At 62.5% G+C, this 15513-nt stretch carries 17 protein-coding genes; 5 read left to right on the top strand and 12 right to left on the bottom strand.

Annotation, left to right across the window (positions count from 1 at the left end; all coding sequences use genetic code 11):
• Positions 1-39: 39 nt before the first annotated feature.
• The 7 genes from mdh to sdhC form a co-directional block, all read right to left on the bottom strand.
• Positions 40-1002 carry a malate dehydrogenase gene (gene mdh / locus AB4Z25_RS21785; protein ID WP_112385778.1) on the bottom strand — a complete coding sequence of 321 codons (963 nt, stop codon included), beginning with the start codon at positions 1000-1002 and terminating at the stop codon, positions 40-42.
• Between the two features lie 176 nt (positions 1003-1178).
• Entirely contained in the window at positions 1179-2342 is a 1164-nt protein-coding gene (gene zapE / locus AB4Z25_RS21780; RefSeq protein WP_442208962.1) for a cell division protein ZapE, read from the bottom strand.
• A 48-nt stretch (positions 2343-2390) separates the two neighbouring features.
• Positions 2391-2900, bottom strand: coding sequence for a protease inhibitor Inh/omp19 family protein (locus AB4Z25_RS21775; RefSeq protein WP_112385780.1), 510 nt, complete (start codon positions 2898-2900; stop codon positions 2391-2393).
• 274 nt (positions 2901-3174) lie between these two features.
• The gene (locus AB4Z25_RS21770) at positions 3175-3954 is read right to left on the bottom strand and encodes a succinate dehydrogenase iron-sulfur subunit (protein ID WP_112517747.1); all 780 of its coding nucleotides are present in this window, start codon (positions 3952-3954) and stop codon (positions 3175-3177) included.
• Between the two features lie 12 nt (positions 3955-3966).
• Positions 3967-5808 (bottom strand): succinate dehydrogenase flavoprotein subunit, encoded by a 1842-nt coding sequence (gene sdhA / locus AB4Z25_RS21765; RefSeq protein WP_112517748.1) that lies wholly within the window; start codon positions 5806-5808, stop codon positions 3967-3969.
• A gap of 7 nt (positions 5809-5815) precedes the next feature.
• Complete coding sequence (sdhD, locus tag AB4Z25_RS21760) at positions 5816-6196, bottom strand: succinate dehydrogenase, hydrophobic membrane anchor protein (protein WP_112539092.1); 381 nt, start codon at positions 6194-6196, stop codon at positions 5816-5818.
• An 11-nt stretch (positions 6197-6207) separates the two neighbouring features.
• Positions 6208-6600: a succinate dehydrogenase, cytochrome b556 subunit gene (gene sdhC / locus AB4Z25_RS21755; protein ID WP_112517952.1), complete on the bottom strand. Its 393-nt coding sequence runs from the start codon at positions 6598-6600 to the stop codon at positions 6208-6210.
• A gap of 316 nt (positions 6601-6916) precedes the next feature.
• On the opposite strand from sdhC, the gene AB4Z25_RS21750 reads away from it, so the two are divergent.
• Positions 6917-7360 (top strand): hypothetical protein, encoded by a 444-nt coding sequence (locus AB4Z25_RS21750; protein ID WP_112539093.1) that lies wholly within the window; start codon positions 6917-6919, stop codon positions 7358-7360.
• Here the strand turns inward: AB4Z25_RS21750 and AB4Z25_RS21745 are convergent.
• From AB4Z25_RS21745 to tsaD, 5 genes are read right to left on the bottom strand one after another with little or no spacing between them, the layout of a single operon-like run.
• Complete coding sequence (locus AB4Z25_RS21745) at positions 7350-7997, bottom strand: class I SAM-dependent methyltransferase (RefSeq protein WP_442208959.1); 648 nt, start codon at positions 7995-7997, stop codon at positions 7350-7352. The genes AB4Z25_RS21750 and AB4Z25_RS21745 overlap by 11 nt on opposite strands.
• Before the next feature lie 6 nt (positions 7998-8003).
• Positions 8004-8435, bottom strand: a complete 432-nt coding sequence (locus AB4Z25_RS21740; protein WP_112385787.1) for an EVE domain-containing protein — start codon at positions 8433-8435, stop codon at positions 8004-8006.
• A 1-nt stretch (position 8436) separates the two neighbouring features.
• A complete protein-coding gene (locus tag AB4Z25_RS21735) occupies positions 8437-8730 on the bottom strand; it encodes a YciI-like protein (protein WP_112517751.1) in 294 nt (97 codons plus the stop codon).
• Positions 8731-8739: 9 nt separating this feature from the next.
• Entirely contained in the window at positions 8740-9723 is a 984-nt protein-coding gene (locus AB4Z25_RS21730; protein ID WP_112540497.1) for an NAD(P)H-dependent glycerol-3-phosphate dehydrogenase, read from the bottom strand.
• Positions 9720-10817: a tRNA (adenosine(37)-N6)-threonylcarbamoyltransferase complex transferase subunit TsaD gene (gene tsaD / locus AB4Z25_RS21725; protein WP_442208956.1), complete on the bottom strand. Its 1098-nt coding sequence runs from the start codon at positions 10815-10817 to the stop codon at positions 9720-9722. Before tsaD ends, AB4Z25_RS21730 begins: the two co-directional genes overlap by 4 nt.
• A 72-nt stretch (positions 10818-10889) precedes the next feature.
• Between tsaD and hemC the strand changes: the two genes are divergently transcribed.
• The 4 genes from hemC to AB4Z25_RS21705 all read left to right on the top strand — a co-directional run bounded on the left by hemC (position 10890) and on the right by AB4Z25_RS21705 (position 15508).
• A complete protein-coding gene (gene hemC, locus AB4Z25_RS21720) occupies positions 10890-11819 on the top strand; it encodes a hydroxymethylbilane synthase (RefSeq protein WP_112540495.1) in 930 nt (309 codons plus the stop codon).
• Positions 11820-11824: 5 nt separating this feature from the next.
• Positions 11825-12523 (top strand): uroporphyrinogen-III synthase, encoded by a 699-nt coding sequence (locus tag AB4Z25_RS21715; protein ID WP_112540494.1) that lies wholly within the window; start codon positions 11825-11827, stop codon positions 12521-12523.
• A gap of 90 nt (positions 12524-12613) precedes the next feature.
• Positions 12614-13891 (top strand): COG4223 family protein, encoded by a 1278-nt coding sequence (locus AB4Z25_RS21710; protein ID WP_112540493.1) that lies wholly within the window; start codon positions 12614-12616, stop codon positions 13889-13891.
• A 3-nt stretch (positions 13892-13894) separates the two neighbouring features.
• Positions 13895-15508, top strand: coding sequence for a heme biosynthesis protein HemY (locus AB4Z25_RS21705; protein WP_112540492.1), 1614 nt, complete (start codon positions 13895-13897; stop codon positions 15506-15508).
• Positions 15509-15513 lie beyond the last annotated feature (5 nt).

Here is a 15513-nt window from a genome sequence, read left to right as displayed (position 1 = left end):
GATCTGTTCCTGTTTGAATTGCGTGGGGGTGCGCGGGAATTACTTCAGCGCAGGCGCAATGTTGATGCAGGCTTCGCAAAGACCGGCGACAGCGGCGACCGACTTGTCGAAGGCTTCCTTTTCGGCCTTGTTGAGATCGATCTCGATGACGCGCTCGACGCCACCGGCACCGATGACCGTGGGAACGCCGACATACATGTCCTTGACGCCGTACTGGCCGGTCAGCTGCGCTGCGCAAGGCAGAACGCGCTTCTTGTCCTTGAGGTAGGATTCAGCCATTTCGATCGCCGAAGCGGCCGGAGCGTAATAGGCCGAGCCGGTCTTCAGCAGGCCGACGATTTCAGCACCGCCGTCACGGGTGCGCTGGATGATTTCTTCGAGGCGTTCCTTGGTGACCCAACCCATGGTGACCAGGTCGGTCAGCGGAATGCCGCCGACGGTCGAGTAGCGGGCGAGCGGCACCATCGTATCGCCGTGGCCGCCGAGAACGAAGGCGGTGACATCCTGAACGGAAACGTTGAATTCCTTCGAGAGGAACAGACGGAAGCGCGAGCTGTCCAGAACGCCGGCCATGCCGACGACCTTGTTTGCCGGGAGGCCGGAGAACTTCTGCAGGGCCCAGACCATCGCGTCGAGCGGGTTGGTGATGCAGATGACGAAAGCGTTCGGGGCATATTTCTTGATGCCGGCGCCGACCTGCTCCATGACCTTGAGGTTGATGCCGAGAAGATCGTCGCGGCTCATGCCCGGCTTGCGGGCAACGCCTGCGGTGACGATGCAGACGTCAGCACCTTCGATCGCGGAGTAATCGCTGGCACCCGTCAGATTGACGTCGAAGCCTTCGACCGGGGACGACTGGGAAATATCGAGGCCCTTGCCCTGCGGGATACCGTCGGCAATGTCGAACAGAACGATATCGCCGAGTTCCTTGAGACCGGCGAGATGCGCCAGCGTGCCACCAATCATGCCAGAACCAATGAGTGCGATCTTATTACGCGCCATTTCGCTTTTCCTTTGCGAATATAATCGGTCGGGCGGCGCGCCGCGGCGTCGTCCAATGCCGCAATCGCATAGACCTAAAGCCAAAAAATGGCAATGTGTTATTTTTGGTGTAGCATTTTCAATCGTTTAGATGACAAAATTCTTACGTAAACGTAAATCAATTTGTCACCAAATTGTTACTCGGCGGCGGTCTTCTGATGATGCAGCGCAAGATATTCGGCGCTGCGCATCTCGAAGAGACGCGACGCGGTACGATCGAACTCGAAGCCCTCGGTGCCGCGCCGCTCGGCGAGCAACTGTTCCGGCATGGCGGCAGCGGAGGCATGCAGACGCACGCCATGGTCATATAGGGTATCGACGAGAATGATGAAGCGTTTGGCCTGATTTCGCTTGTCCGCCGTCAGAAGCGGAATGCGATCGACGAAAACGGTATCGAAACGGCCTGCGATCGCCAGGAAATCGGCAGCGCCGAGCGGCTTGTCGCAGAGATCGGCAAAACTGAAACGCGCCATCCGGTCGACGGCGAGCGGCACATGGATCGAGCGCCCCTTCATCGGGATCTCTACCGGCTGCGCCTTGCGCCCATGCAGCATCTGCGTCCAAGACGCATCCATGGCCATATCGGTGCGCGCATCGATCGGCGTCAGATAGACCGGCTGGCTGTTCAGCTTCTCCATCCGGTAATCGGTCGGCGAGTCGAGCGTGACAACATCGACATTCTTCTTCAGAAGCTCGACGAAGGGCAGGAAGAGCCCGCGATTGAGGCCATCCCTGTAGAGATTGTCAGGCTCGACATTCGAGGTTGCGATCAGCACGCATCCCTTGGCGAAAAGCTCCGAAAACAGCCGCGACAGGATCATCGCATCGGCGATGTCGGTGACGGTAAACTCGTCGAAGCAGAGAAGCTCCGCTTCCTCATAGAGCGAAGCCGCCACCGGCGGCATCGGATCGGCCTGCTTGGTCTCGCCGTCCTTGAGCTTCTGGCGATGCGCGGCGATGCGATTGTGCACATCGGCCATGAATTCGTGAAAATGCGCCCGCCGCTTCTTCTTGCACGGCGCCATGCCGAAGAACATGTCCATCAGCATCGTCTTGCCGCGGCCGACGCTGCCATGGATGTAGAGTCCCTTGATCCCGGGCTCGGATTTCCTCTTGGAGGCGAACAGCCAGCCGAGAGCGCTCGATTTGGCGGCAGGACGGCGTTGCTTCAGCTGCGACAGAACCCGGTCGAGGCTCTTGGCAACATCCATCTGCGCGGAATCGATCTGAAGAGAACCCGAGGCCGTCAGCGACTTCAATTGTTCGCTGACGCTCAGGGCGTAGTCTGGCATTGGCTGCATGAGGGCTAGTCCGCCTATGCGTGACCGGCGGACGCGCCGCCGGCGCGATTACCGGCTGAGAGTGATCGGCTGGCCGCCATTGGTCTGGCCGGAGAAGCTGTTGTCAGCCGTCTTGTAGACACTGCCGATCTGGTTGCCGCTGCGGTCCTTGAGCAGAACCTGCTTGCCGGAAACTTCCCAGGAGCCCATCGCCGTCAGCTCGCCCGTGCAACCGCGCGTGCCGCCACGCGAACCGCTGCCGAGATTGGTTAGCGTCAGGAACATGTCGCAGCCGCCGTTGACGCGCCAGCTGCCGACCATCGATTCCTTGGTAACATCGAGAGCATTTGCAGCCATGGCGCCCGGTGCTGCCGGAGCTGCCGGGGCCGCGCTCGGCGCCGCCGGAAACTGTGAAGCGCCGCCCGGAGGAGGAAGCTGCCCGCCCTGCACCGACGGTACAGGCTGCGCAGTCAGCGGCGCCGGCTGGCTGCTGTAGCTCGCATTGTCATAGGCCGTACGCTGGCAGCCAGCGAGTGACAGAACAACCGCCACACCTGTCATCGCATATCGCAACTGCATCTTGAGGCTCCCGAATATCCGCCTTGCCGCATCAAAAGTAGTCATCAGACTAATTTTCGAATTAACGTATTTCACTTTGGTTAATCAAGTGAGCACACCCGTAAATTGCCCGTGACAGCATCTGTGCCGGAACGAAGGCAATTCAAGCCGTGCGGCCGCACTTCTGAAGGGAGAATTTGTCAGCACGGTGATCAGCGCAAATTCTCAAGCACTTTCCGGCCTTGCCTGGAGAGTGAAACGGCGCCCGAAGGCGCCGTTCGAAAAGCGATGCCGATCAGACCCGGCGCTCGACCATCATCTTCTTGATCTCGGCGATGGCCTTGGCAGGGTTCAGACCCTTCGGGCACGTCTGCGCGCAGTTCATGATCGTGTGGCAGCGGTAGAGGCGGAAGGGGTCCTCGAGGTTGTCGAGGCGCTCGCCCGTCGCTTCATCTCTGGAGTCGATCAGCCAGCGATAGGCCTGCAGCAGAACCGCCGGACCGAGATAACGGTCGCCGTTCCACCAGTAGCTCGGACAGGAGGTCGAGCAGCAGGCACAGAGAATGCACTCGTAGAGGCCATCGAGCTTCTGGCGGTCCTCGTGGCTCTGCTTCCACTCCTTGGCCGGTGTCGGCGACACCGTCTTCAGCCAGGGCTCGATCGAGCGATGCTGGGCATAGAAGTTGGAGAGATCGGGAACCAGGTCCTTGACGACAGGCATATGCGGCAGCGGATAGATCTTCACCGTGCCCTTGATATCGTCGAGACCCTTGGTGCAGGCCAGCGTATTCGTGCCGTCGATATTCATGGCGCAGGAACCGCAGATGCCTTCGCGGCAGGAGCGGCGCAGCGTCAGCGTCGGGTCGATCTTGTTCTTGATATAGAGCAGACCGTCGAGAACCATGGGGCCGCAATCGTCGATATCGATATAGAACGTATCGATCGACGGCGTCTGGCCATCATCCGGGCTCCAGCGATAGACGCGGAATTCGCGGGTATTCTTGGCACCGGCAGGCTTCGGCCAAACCTTGCCTTCGCGCATCTGGGAGTTCTTGGGGAGAGCGAGTTCTACCATGTCCGGTTCCTCTTAGTACACACGAGCCTTGGGCGCGATCTTCTTGGGATCGATGCCCTCTGCGATCAGCTCGGTGTGAACCGGGCGGTAGTCGAGCTTGACGTCGCCTGCGTCGTTGACCCAGGCAAGCGTGTGCTTGCGCCAGTTGACGTCGTCGCGGCCGGCGAATGCGCCTTCCGTGTAGTCTTCGCGCGCATGCGAGCCGCGGCTCTCCTTGCGGGCTTCGGCGCCGTAGATCGTCGTGATGGCGTTGGCCATCAGGTTCTGCAGCTCCAGCGTTTCGACGAGGTCGGAGTTCCAGATCATCGAGCGGTCGGTGACCTTGATGTCCTTCATCTCGCCCCAGATCGCCGAAATGCGGCGGCAGCCGGATTCCAGCGATTCCTGCGTGCGGAACACGGCCGCGTCTTCCTGCATGGCGCGCTGCATCTTCTCGCGCAGAACGGCCGTCGGCGTGCCGCCGCTGGCGTTCCGCAGCGTGTCGAAGCGATCCATGATCTTGTCGCAGGCAGCAACGTTCAGATGCGGAACCGGCGATGCACGGTCGATGACCTCGCCGGCGCGGATCGCCGCGGCGCGGCCGAAGACCACGAGGTCGATCAGCGAGTTGGAACCGAGGCGGTTGGCGCCGTGCACAGAGGCGCAGCCGGCTTCACCGACGGCCATCAGGCCGGGGATGACCCGCTCCGGATTGCTCGAGTCGGCATTCAGCACCTCGCCCCAATAGTTGGTCGGAATGCCGCCCATGTTGTAGTGAACGGTCGGCAGAACCGGGATCGGCTCGCGGGTCACATCGACACCGGCAAAGATCTTGGCGCTCTCGGAAATGCCCGGCAGACGCTCGTGCAGAACCGCCGGATCGAGATGGTCGAGATGCAGGAAGATGTGGTCCTTGGCCTTGCCGACGCCGCGGCCTTCGCGGATTTCCAGCGTCATGCAGCGTGAAACGACGTCGCGCGAGGCGAGGTCCTTGGCCGAAGGGGCGTAGCGTTCCATGAAGCGTTCGCCCTCGGAATTCACGAGGTAACCGCCTTCGCCGCGTGCGCCTTCGGTGATCAGACAGCCGGAGCCGTAGATGCCGGTCGGGTGGAACTGGACGAATTCCATATCCTGCAACGGCAGACCGGCGCGAGCCACCATGCCGCCACCGTCGCCGGTGCAGGTATGGGCAGACGTTGCCGAGAAATAGGCGCGGCCATAGCCGCCAGTCGCCAGCACCACCATCTTGGCAGCGAAGCGATGGATCGTGCCGTCATCGAGGTTCCAGGCAACGACGCCGGTGCAGCGGCTGCCATCCTCGGACATGATCAGGTCGAGCGCGAAATATTCGATGAAGAATTCAGCGTTGTTGCGCAGCGACTGGCCATAGAGCGTGTGCAGGATGGCGTGGCCGGTACGGTCGGCAACGGCGCAGGTGCGCTGTACCGGCGGGCCCTCACCGAAATTCTGCATGTGGCCGCCGAACGGACGCTGGTAGATCTTGCCTTCCTCGTTACGCGAGAACGGCACGCCGTAGTGTTCGAGCTCATAGACCGCCTTCGGCGCTTCCATGGTCAGATACTGCATGGCATCGACGTCGCCGAGCCAGTCGGAGCCCTTGACGGTGTCGTAGAGGTGCCACTGCCAGCTGTCAGGCGTCATGTTCTGCAGCGAGGCGGCGATGCCGCCCTGCGCCGCGACCGTGTGCGAGCGGGTCGGGAAGACTTTGGTGATGCAGGCGGTGCGGAAACCTTGTTCGGCCATGCCGAGCGTGGCGCGAAGACCGGCGCCGCCGGCGCCGACGACGATCACATCATAAGAGTGATCGACGTACTTGTAGGCCTTCCCATTCTGAGCGGGTGAAGAGGGTGCCATGATACGGTTATCCTACGAATGCAATTTTCAGAATGGCGAAGAGACAGAGCCCGGCGATCAGGATCGAGAAGAAGGTGTTCAGCATCAGGCTGACGATCTTCAGCCATTCGGTGTGAACATAATCCTCGATGATGACCTGCATGCCGAGCTTCATGTGAATGACGCCCGAGATGATCATCAGCCCCATGATGACGGCAACGAACGGGTTCGACAGCGCGTGAACCACGTCTGCATAGGGCTGGCCGGCATGAACCAGCATGAAGATGATGAAGAACAGAAACAGCGGCACGTTGGCGACCGCAGTGACGCGCTGGCGCCAGAAATGATCGGTGCCTTCCTTGGCGGAGCCGAGGCCGCGAACCTTACCGAGCGGGGTACGCATATCCATGAGAGCGACCTTTAACGAATGACGAAGCCGATCACCCAGACCAGCACGGTCAGACAGAGCGATCCGATCAGATTGGCGATGGCGAGCTTGGTCGAGAATTCCTTCCCGAAACCATGGCCGAGATCCCACATGAAGTGGCGGAAGCCGCCGAGCATGTGATGGATCAGCGCCCAGGTGTAACCGAGCAGCACGAGCTTGCCGATGATGCTGCCGAGCACCCAGTTGGCCCAGTCGTAATTCGACTGTCCCGTCGCAGCCGCGATCAGCCACCAGGCGATCAGCAGCGTGCCGACATAGAGAGCGCCACCGGTAATGCGGTGGACGATCGACATGATCATGGTGGGGATTGGTTTGTAAATTTGCAAATGCGGCGACAGGGGCCGGTTATTTGTCACATTCGCCATCAGAACCTCGCGGCGTCTTCTCTGCGCTTCCGGAATACGGAGCATTTCAAGGCAACCACAGGAATGACAAAATTGTCTGTGTGCGTTGCATCAATGGCGACGTTTAATCACCGAAGCCCCGGACGACAAGCACAATCGCCGTCCGCTTTTAATTTAATCGATTCGCGTTACCGGGAAGTTGCTGCAAAGCAAAACTGGCTTCCGGTACTCAGATTTTATCCTGATTTTTCATCGCTCAAGTGGACATCACCGAAGTTTTGACGCAAGCTGCCGTTAACGATTTGTTAACGATCGCATTTTGCGAGGAATACGGCCGATGGTCACGCGTTTTTCGAAAGTCATTCCGCTCATGCTCGGCGCCCTGATGGCGCTGCCTGCCGCCGCCGGCGAACGCTTTCCGCACCACGGTCGCGGCATGGTCCATTTTGCGGGCGGACAGCAATGGTTCGGCGATCGCGACCTCCGTCACGGCCACAACCGCTTTGCCAGATTGCGACAGTTCTCGCCTGTCTATAACGGCTACACCATTCAAGGCAGCAACGCCGCCGCACCGGTGAACAACGGTCCGGCCTATAACGGCACCTATGCTGGTTCCTATGCCTATGACGTCGATGGCGGCACCTATATCGGCGCCAGCGGCTACACGATCTATGCCGCGCCAAGGACCGCCGCGCTGGCCCCCAAGGCCAAAGTGATCGATGTCGCGATCCAGGATGACCCTTGCGAATACGAGGCGAATGTCTGCGTGATCAGGCCCTGAAGCGCCAGACCGTCGTCTTCTTGACTTCGCTATCCTCGAGCGCCCGGGTGACCGGCACTTCGTAGACCGCGCAAAACTCCAGCAGGTCTTTCGGCAGGTAGGCACGGCCGGGATCGCCGACCAGCACCGTCTTGCCCTCTTTCGCCAGCCGCCCAAACCACGGCAGCAACGCATCCGCAAATCCGCGATCGTAAAACACGTCGCCTGCGAGCACGATATCCGCAGCAATGTCAGAGCCAACAAGGTCCGAGCCCTCGAAGCCGACCGCAACCTGGTTTACCGCCGCGTTGAGCCGCACGGCAGTCCGAGCCCAGGGATCGATATCGGCGGCGGCAACGCCAGCCGCTCCCGCCATCTTCGCGGCGATCGCGACGAGGCCAGAACCCGTCGCGAAATCAAGCACCTGCGCGCCACTGACCGTATCGGGATGGTCGAGAACATACCGCGCCAGCCCCTGCCCGCCCGCCCAGGCGAAGGCCCAGAACGGCGGCGGCAGACCAATCTCCGCAAGCTCCTCTTCCGTCTTCAACCATAGCTCATGAGCCTCGCTCGCCAGATGCAGCCGGATCTCCGGCACATGCGGCGGCGCCATGAGGCTGGTATTGGCGCGGATGAAGATTTCAGGATCGGTCTTCAAGAGCGGTCAGCGCGGCGGGTTGTCGAGACCGCCCATGCGGCAGACTTCGAGCCACTCTTCGTCGGTGACCGGCTGCACAGAAAGGCGCATGGAGGTCACCAGCGACATCTTCGACAGCTTCTCGCTTGCCTTCACATCCTTCAGCGTCACCGGCTTCGGAACGTCCATGACGGCGCGGATATCGACGCAATCCCATTTGGGATCGCCCTTGGCCGAGGAATCGGGATGCGAGAGGGCGCAGACTTCGACGATCCCGACAATCTCCAGCCCGTCATTGGAATGGTAGAAGAAGCCCTTGTCGCCGATCTGCATGGCGCGCATGTTGTTGCGGGCGAGGTAGTTGCGGACACCCGTCCACTCCGTTCCCTTCTCCCCGGCAGCCTTCTGCTGCTCCCAGGACCAGGCAGCCGGCTCGGACTTGTAAAGCCAGTGCGCCATCTCAAGCCTCCGGATTGTTGAAGACCCAGTTATAGGGCTTCACCTCGACGCTCTCGAAAAGGCCAGCCTTGGCATAAGGATCTGCTTCGCCAAGCGCCTTGGCGGCTTCCAGGCTGTCGGCCTTGACGATGACGAGGCTGCCATTCGGCTTGCCATCAGCATCGAGGAACGGACCGGCAATCGCCAGCTTGCCTTCAGCATTCAGCTTGTTGAGATATTCGACATGAACAGGACGCGTTTCCATGCGCACGTTCAGATGGCCTGGCTTGTCCTTGCAGAGAAGGGCGAAAAGCATGTCAGTCTCCTATTCGGTGGTGATCGGACGTGTCATCAATTGTTCAATGGCCTCGGCAATCCCGAGCTTGCCCTCGATGATCGCCGAGACGGCGTCGGTAATCGGCATGTCAACGCCAAGCTCGCCGGCCAGCCGCGCGGCAACGGCAGCGGCGAAAGCGCCCTCGACCAGCTGTCCATGCGCTGGATCGGCCTGTTCGCCGCGCCCGAGCGCGATGCCGAAGCGCAGATTGCGCGATTGATGGCTGGTGGCCGTCAGAACCAGATCGCCGAGCCCCGAAAGCCCGCGAACCGTATCCGCCTGCCCACCCTTGGCAGCGACCAGCCGCGACATTTCCGCAAGACCGCGGGCAATCAACGCCGCACGGGCGGAATCGCCGATACCGCGGCCCTCGACGATGCCGCAGGCAATGGCGAGAACATTCTTCAGCGCCCCCCCGAGCTGGACGCCGGTGCGGTCGTCGGATGCATAAAGTCGGAAGGTGCGGCCTGAGATCGCCTGCGCCAGCCGCTCGGCAACGTCCATATCCGCAGCCGCGATCGCCATCGCCGTCGGCAGGCCCTTGGCGATGTCGGCCGCAAAACCGGGACCAGAGAGCACGGCGACACGATGAGCCGGAAGCTCCCGTTCCAGCATGTCGGTCAGCAACGCACCGGTCGCGCGTTCGATGCCCTTGGCGCAGGTGACGACGACAGCATCCTTAGCCAGATAAGGACCATACTGGCGCGCGGCATCCGCCTGCGCTTGCGAGGGCATGGCGAAGAGGACGATCGACGCGTCGCGGATGGCATCCGCTTCTGCAGAAAATTCCAGCGCTTCCGGCAGCGCAATTCCCGGCAGTGCCGCATCGTGCAGCCGTTCAGCCGCGAGATCGGCCATCAGTGCCGGATCCCGGCCGACAAGCGTCACGGCGCTGCGGCCGGTGAGCGCGATGACCGCGGCAAGCGCAGTTCCGAACGCACCGGCACCGATGACAGCAATCCGCTCTCTCATGCCTTGGCTCCGCGTTTGCCGTAATTGACCAATGCCTCGGCATTGGAATCGAGCGGCCAGCGCGACCGCGGCTGAACGTCGAGATCATCAGGCGCCACGCCGATCGCTATGCGCTCCAGTCCAGCCCAGGCGATCATCACGGCATTATCGGTGCAAAGCCGGAGCGGCGGCGCGATGAAGCGGAAGCCATGCGTGCCGCAGAGCGCCTGGAGCGTGCCGCGAACGTCCTGATTGGCCGCGACACCGCCCGCAACCACCAGCGCCGGCTGTCCCTCGATATCAGGAAACTCGCTCTTGAAGCGCTGGAGGCCGCGCCCGATCCGGTCCTTCAGCGTGCGCGAAATCGCTTTCTGGAAGGAAGCGCAGATATCGGCAATATCCTGCGTCGAGACAGGTGCAATCTCGGTTGCCGCCTGGCGAACCGCGGTCTTCAGACCGGAAAAGGAAAAGTCGAGGCGGGCCTCGCCGACCAGCGGGCGTGGGAAGGAAAAGCGATCGGGATTGCCCGATTTCGCCGCCTTCTCCACTTCGGGACCGCCAGGATAGGGCAGCCCCAAGAGCTTCGCCGTCTTGTCGAAAGCTTCGCCGAGCGCGTCGTCGATCGTCGTGCCCCAACGTTCGTACTGGCCGATGCCGCGCACCAGGATGAGCTGCGTGTGGCCGCCGGAAACCAGCAGCATCAGATAGGGGAAGGAAAGCCCATCGGTCAGCCGCGCCGTCAGCGCATGTCCCTCGAGATGGTTGACGGCATAGAGCGGCTTGCCCGCCGCCCGTGCGATTGCCTTGCCGGTCATCAGCCCGACCAGAAGCCCGCCGATAAGCCCCGGACCGGATGTCGCCGCAATAGCATCGACATCGGCCAGCGACACATTGGCACGCTGCAGCGCCTCTTCGATCAGCGTGTCCAGCGCCTCGACATGCGCCCGCGCCGCGATCTCCGGCACCACGCCGCCATAGGCGCTATGCTCGTCCAGCTGGCTCAGCACGACGTCGGAAAGCACATTCGAGCGGCCTTCGGCATCGCGTTCGACGACCGCAGCCGCGGTCTCGTCGCAGCTTGTTTCGATGCCGAGGATGCGTAGAAAGGGAGCCATGAAACCTGATCGTTGATTGCGATGGGGCGGAAACCCGGATACGAGACTTCCGGTAACAACGGATCAAAGCGGATGCAAACAAAACCTTTCCGGATCGGTACGCGGGGCAGCCCGCTGGCGCTCGCCCAGGCACACGAAGCCCGGGACAGGCTGATGGCCGCGCATGGCCTGCCGGAGGAAATGTTCGAGATCGTGGTGCTAACCACGACCGGCGACCGCATCACCGATCGCTCTCTCTCCGAGATCGGCGGCAAGGGCCTTTTCACCCAGGAACTCGAAGAAAAGCTGGTGATCGGCGAGCTCGATTTCGCCGTGCATTCGGCGAAGGATATGGCAACCACGCTGCCGGAGGGGCTCTATCTCTCCGCCTTCATGCCGCGCGAAGACATCCGCGACGCGGTGATCGGCCGCACGGCTGCAAAGCTGATCGATCTGCCGCACGGCGCGACCGTCGGCTCCTCGTCGCTGCGCCGCCAGGCGCTGATCCGCCGCATGCGCCCGGATATCAATGTCATCACCTTCCGTGGCCTCGTCGATACCCGCCTGCGCAAGCTGGCCGAAGGTCAGGTCGACGCGACGCTGCTGGCTCTCGCCGGTTTGAAGCGCCTAGGCAAGGTCGATGTGCTGACGGATATTCTCGAACCTGATACGTTCCCGCCCGCCCCGGCACAGGGCGCGATTGCCATCGAAAGCCGCATCGGCGACGAGCGGATGGACAATTTGCTCGCCGCCATCAACGATACGGCAACCTTCGATGCCGTTTCCTGCGAACGCGCCTTTCTCGGCGCCCTCGACGGCTCCTGTCGCACGCCGATCGGCGGCTATGCGATCTGCGAAGGCGATCAGATCAAGTTCTCCGGCCTGATCATCACCCCGGACGGCCGCCACCAGCATTCGATCACCATCGACGGCAACCGCCGTGATGCGGCCGCGCTCGGAACCCGGGCCGGGCAAGATGTCCGCGACCGTGCGGGAACCACATTCTTCGACGACTGGCGCTAGTCTCCATGCGCGTGCTCGTCACCCGCCCGCATCGTCAGGGGGAGCGAACGGCACAGCGATTGCGAGAGCTCGGCCATGAACCCGTCATGCTGCCGCTCTCCGAGCCGGTGCATGACAGCGCCGCGGCAACTGCAGCCTTGGCGCAAACGGCAGGCCCGCTTGCGGTCACCAGCGCCGAAGCCATCCGGGCGCTGTTGACGCAGTCCTCGTCCTTGGCACCACACCTCGATCGCCCCCTCTATGCCGTCGGTAGCGCGACCGCCGAAGCGGCAATTGCTGCCGGCTTTACCGCGGTGAAGGCAGCCTCCGGCGACGGCCGCGATCTCGCAGAATTGATCACGGCAGAGGCGGCTGGCGCCGTGACGTATCTCGCAGGCACGCCACGGGCGGAAACCTTTGAAAAGCGAGCAGGCGAGCTTGGCCTCCGGCTGACGATTGCCGACTGCTATCACATGAAGCAGATCGCTCCCGGCAAAGAGGCTCTGGAGAGCTTGCAGCGCGCGCCGGCTGACGCCGTTTTGCTGTATTCCCGCGAGACGGCGGCCGCCTTGTTTCGCTTTTTCAATCCCTTGCCGAAATGGCTGGGCACAGCCCGTATTCTCTGCCTCAGCGAGGCCGTAGCAGTAGCCGTTCCGGCCCCGTTGCTGAAAAATCTTCGCATCGCCGCGATGCCGGATGAACAAAGTCTTTTGTCGCTCCTTTGAAGGCGTTAGCTGCCCAAATTTGATCTAACCTCTTTCCTTAACTGGCATCACTGACTAGTTTCGTTGCAATGCAGGAAATATGAGGACCTCATGGTATCGGGAAACCCGCCACGCCATTCGAAGAGAACCGACAAGCCGGTCACCATCGATCTGGAGGCGCAGGAATTTGCCAAGCAGGAGGATACCACTCCAGCGCCTGCTGATGCCGCGCCAGAGACCGAAGAGCAGGCTGCAAGCGCCCTGAACGAATCCCTGGAAGCAGCCCGCACGGACGATGCGCATACCGCAGCGCCGCCAGATGATCCGGTGCGTACGGAAGAACCGGCTGCGGCGGAAATTCCCCAGGAACAACCGGCCTATCGCCACACTGAATCGACTGCATCACACCCGCCTCAGCAACAGCGCGGCGGCTCCACATCGGGGCTGATCGCCGCCGGCATTTTCGGCGGCCTTGTTGCGTTGCTCGGAGCAGGCGCCCTGCAATATGCGGGCTACCTGCCAGGTGTCGGACCGCAACCGGCGCAGACAAGCGAGAACAGCGAGCTGTCGGCCGAGATTGACGGCCTGAAGCAGTCGATCGCCAACCTGGCCGTCTCCCCCAATTCGGATGACGACGCCCTCGACAAGCGCATCTCCGCCCTGGAGACTGCCGCCAAGACACCGGCGGCTGGCCAGCCGGGCGATCCGGCCGCGACCGAAGCCCTTAACCAGAAGATCGCCGATCTCACGGCGCAGGTGGGACAGCTGCAGAATTCGCTCACCCAGGCTTCGCAGCAGCAGGCTTCAAACGGCGCCGACATTACCAAGCGTCTCGACGAAGCCGAAAAGAAACTGAACGAGCCGCGCCAGGATGTTGCCGTCGCTCAGGCAATCGCCGCGGCAGCACTGAAGGCGGCGATCGACCGTGGCGGTCCGTTTACCGCCGAACTCGACACCTTCGCCGGTGTGGCGCCCGATGACCCGGCCGTCAAGGATCTGCGCAACTTTGCCGAAACCGGTGTGCCCTCGCGCGCCGAATTGATCCGCCAAGTCTCCGATGTCGCGACATCGGCCATTGGAGCCGCCAATCAGCCGAGCCCGGATCAGAGCTGGTCCGACCGGCTGATGTCGAGCGCCAAGTCGCTGGTCAGCGTCCGCCCCGTCGGCAATATCGAGGGCGAAAGCGTCGAAGCGATCGCTGCACGCATGGAAGACAAGGTGAAGAACGGCGACCTGCCGGGCGCCGCCAATGAATGGAACGACCTGCCGCCGGCGGCCAAGCAGGCATCGGCCACCTTCAAGCAATCGCTCGAAGCCCGCATCCGCGTGGAAGAGCTTGTCAGCGGAGCTCTGTCAAAGGCCGTCTCCGGCGCCGGCAGGGAGGGCTGACCGATGATCAAGCTCGTCATCTTCGCTCTCGTCGTTCTGGTGCTCGGCTACGGATTCTCCTGGCTTGCCGACCGTCCCGGCGACCTGTCGCTCGTTTGGGAAGGCCAACTCTACCAGACCAAACTGATCGTGGCCGCCAGCGGCCTGATCGCCCTGATCGCGCTTGTCATGGTCGGCTGGTGGCTCGTCCGTACGATCTGGACCTCGCCGCATTCCGTCACCCGCTACTTCCGGGCCCGCAAGCGGGATCGCGGCTATCAGGCGCTCTCGACCGGTCTGATCGCCGCAGGCGCCGGCAACGCGCTTCTCGCCCGCAAGATGGCCGCCCGCTCCCGCGGCCTGATCCGCGCCGACCAGGAACCGCTGATCAATCTTCTGGAGGCCCAGGCCGCGCTGATCGAGGGTCGCCACGACGAGGCCCGCGCCAAGTTCGAGGCCATGGCGAACGATCCGGAGACCCGCGAACTCGGACTGCGCGGCCTCTATCTGGAAGCCAAACGGCTCGGCGCCAATGAGGCCGCCCGCCAATATGCCGAGAAGGCCGCGGATAATGCTCCCTATCTCCCATGGGCGGCGCAGGCGACTTTGGAATACCGCAGCCAGGCCGGACGTTGGGATGACGCGATTCGCCTGCTCGACCAGCAGAAGGCCGCCCGCGTCGTCGACAAGCACGACGGCGACCGGCTGCGTGCCGTGTTGCTGACGGCACGTGCGGGCGACAAACTGGACCGCGATCCGGCCGGTGCCCGCGACGACGCCCTCTACGCGCTGAAGCTGGTCGCCGATTTCGAACCGGCAGCGATCATCGCCGCCAAGGCGCTCTTCCGCGAAGACAAGCTGCGCAAGGCAGCCTCGATCCTCGAGCAGGCCTGGAAGGCAACCCCCCATCCCGAGGTTGGCCGTGTCTATGTGCTTGCCCGCAGCGGCGATTCCGTTGTTGACCGGCTGAAACGTGCCGAGAAGCTGGAAGCCATACGCCCGAACAATGTCGAGTCGCTGCTGGTTGTTGCCCAGGCGGCTCTCGACGCGCAGAATTTCGCCAAGGCCCGCGCCAAGGCGGAAGCGGCGGCCCGCATGCAGCCGCGTGAAGCCGCCTTTCTGCTGCTCGCTGATATCGAGGAAGCGGAAACCGGCGACCAAGGACGTGTCCGCCACTGGCTGGCCCAGGCACTCAAGGCACCCCGCGATCCGGCATGGGTCGCCGATGGCTTCGTCTCCGACAAATGGCTGCCGCTGTCGCCGGTCACAGGCCGCCTCGACGCCTTTGAGTGGAAGGCGCCGTTCGGCCAGCTGGAAGGCCCGGTCGAGGAAGGCTCGGCCACCTCGATCGATACGGCACTCAGGACATTGCCGCCGGTCCGTGAGCAGCGCCAGGAGGCGCCGGCGAGCGATCACCGGATCATCGAGCTGGAACGCGCCGCAACGATCGCCGAGGCGGTCCGTCCGGCACCTGCTCCCGCGGCACCACCGAAACCCGCTCCGGCACCAAAGCCTGCGGAAGCAGCGGCCCCTATACGCCAGCCCGAACCCAAACCATATTATGGAATGCCTGACGACCCAGGCGTTCGCGACAACAAGGCGGCCCCGGAACCCAAGACGCGGCTCCGCCTTTTCTGAGATGG

Source organism: Rhizobium sp. RAF36, assembly GCF_052114105.1.
Lineage (GTDB): Bacteria > Pseudomonadota > Alphaproteobacteria > Rhizobiales > Rhizobiaceae > Rhizobium.
The sequence above is the reverse complement of the archived record's forward strand: the minus strand, read 5'-3'. Positions and strand labels throughout refer to the sequence as shown.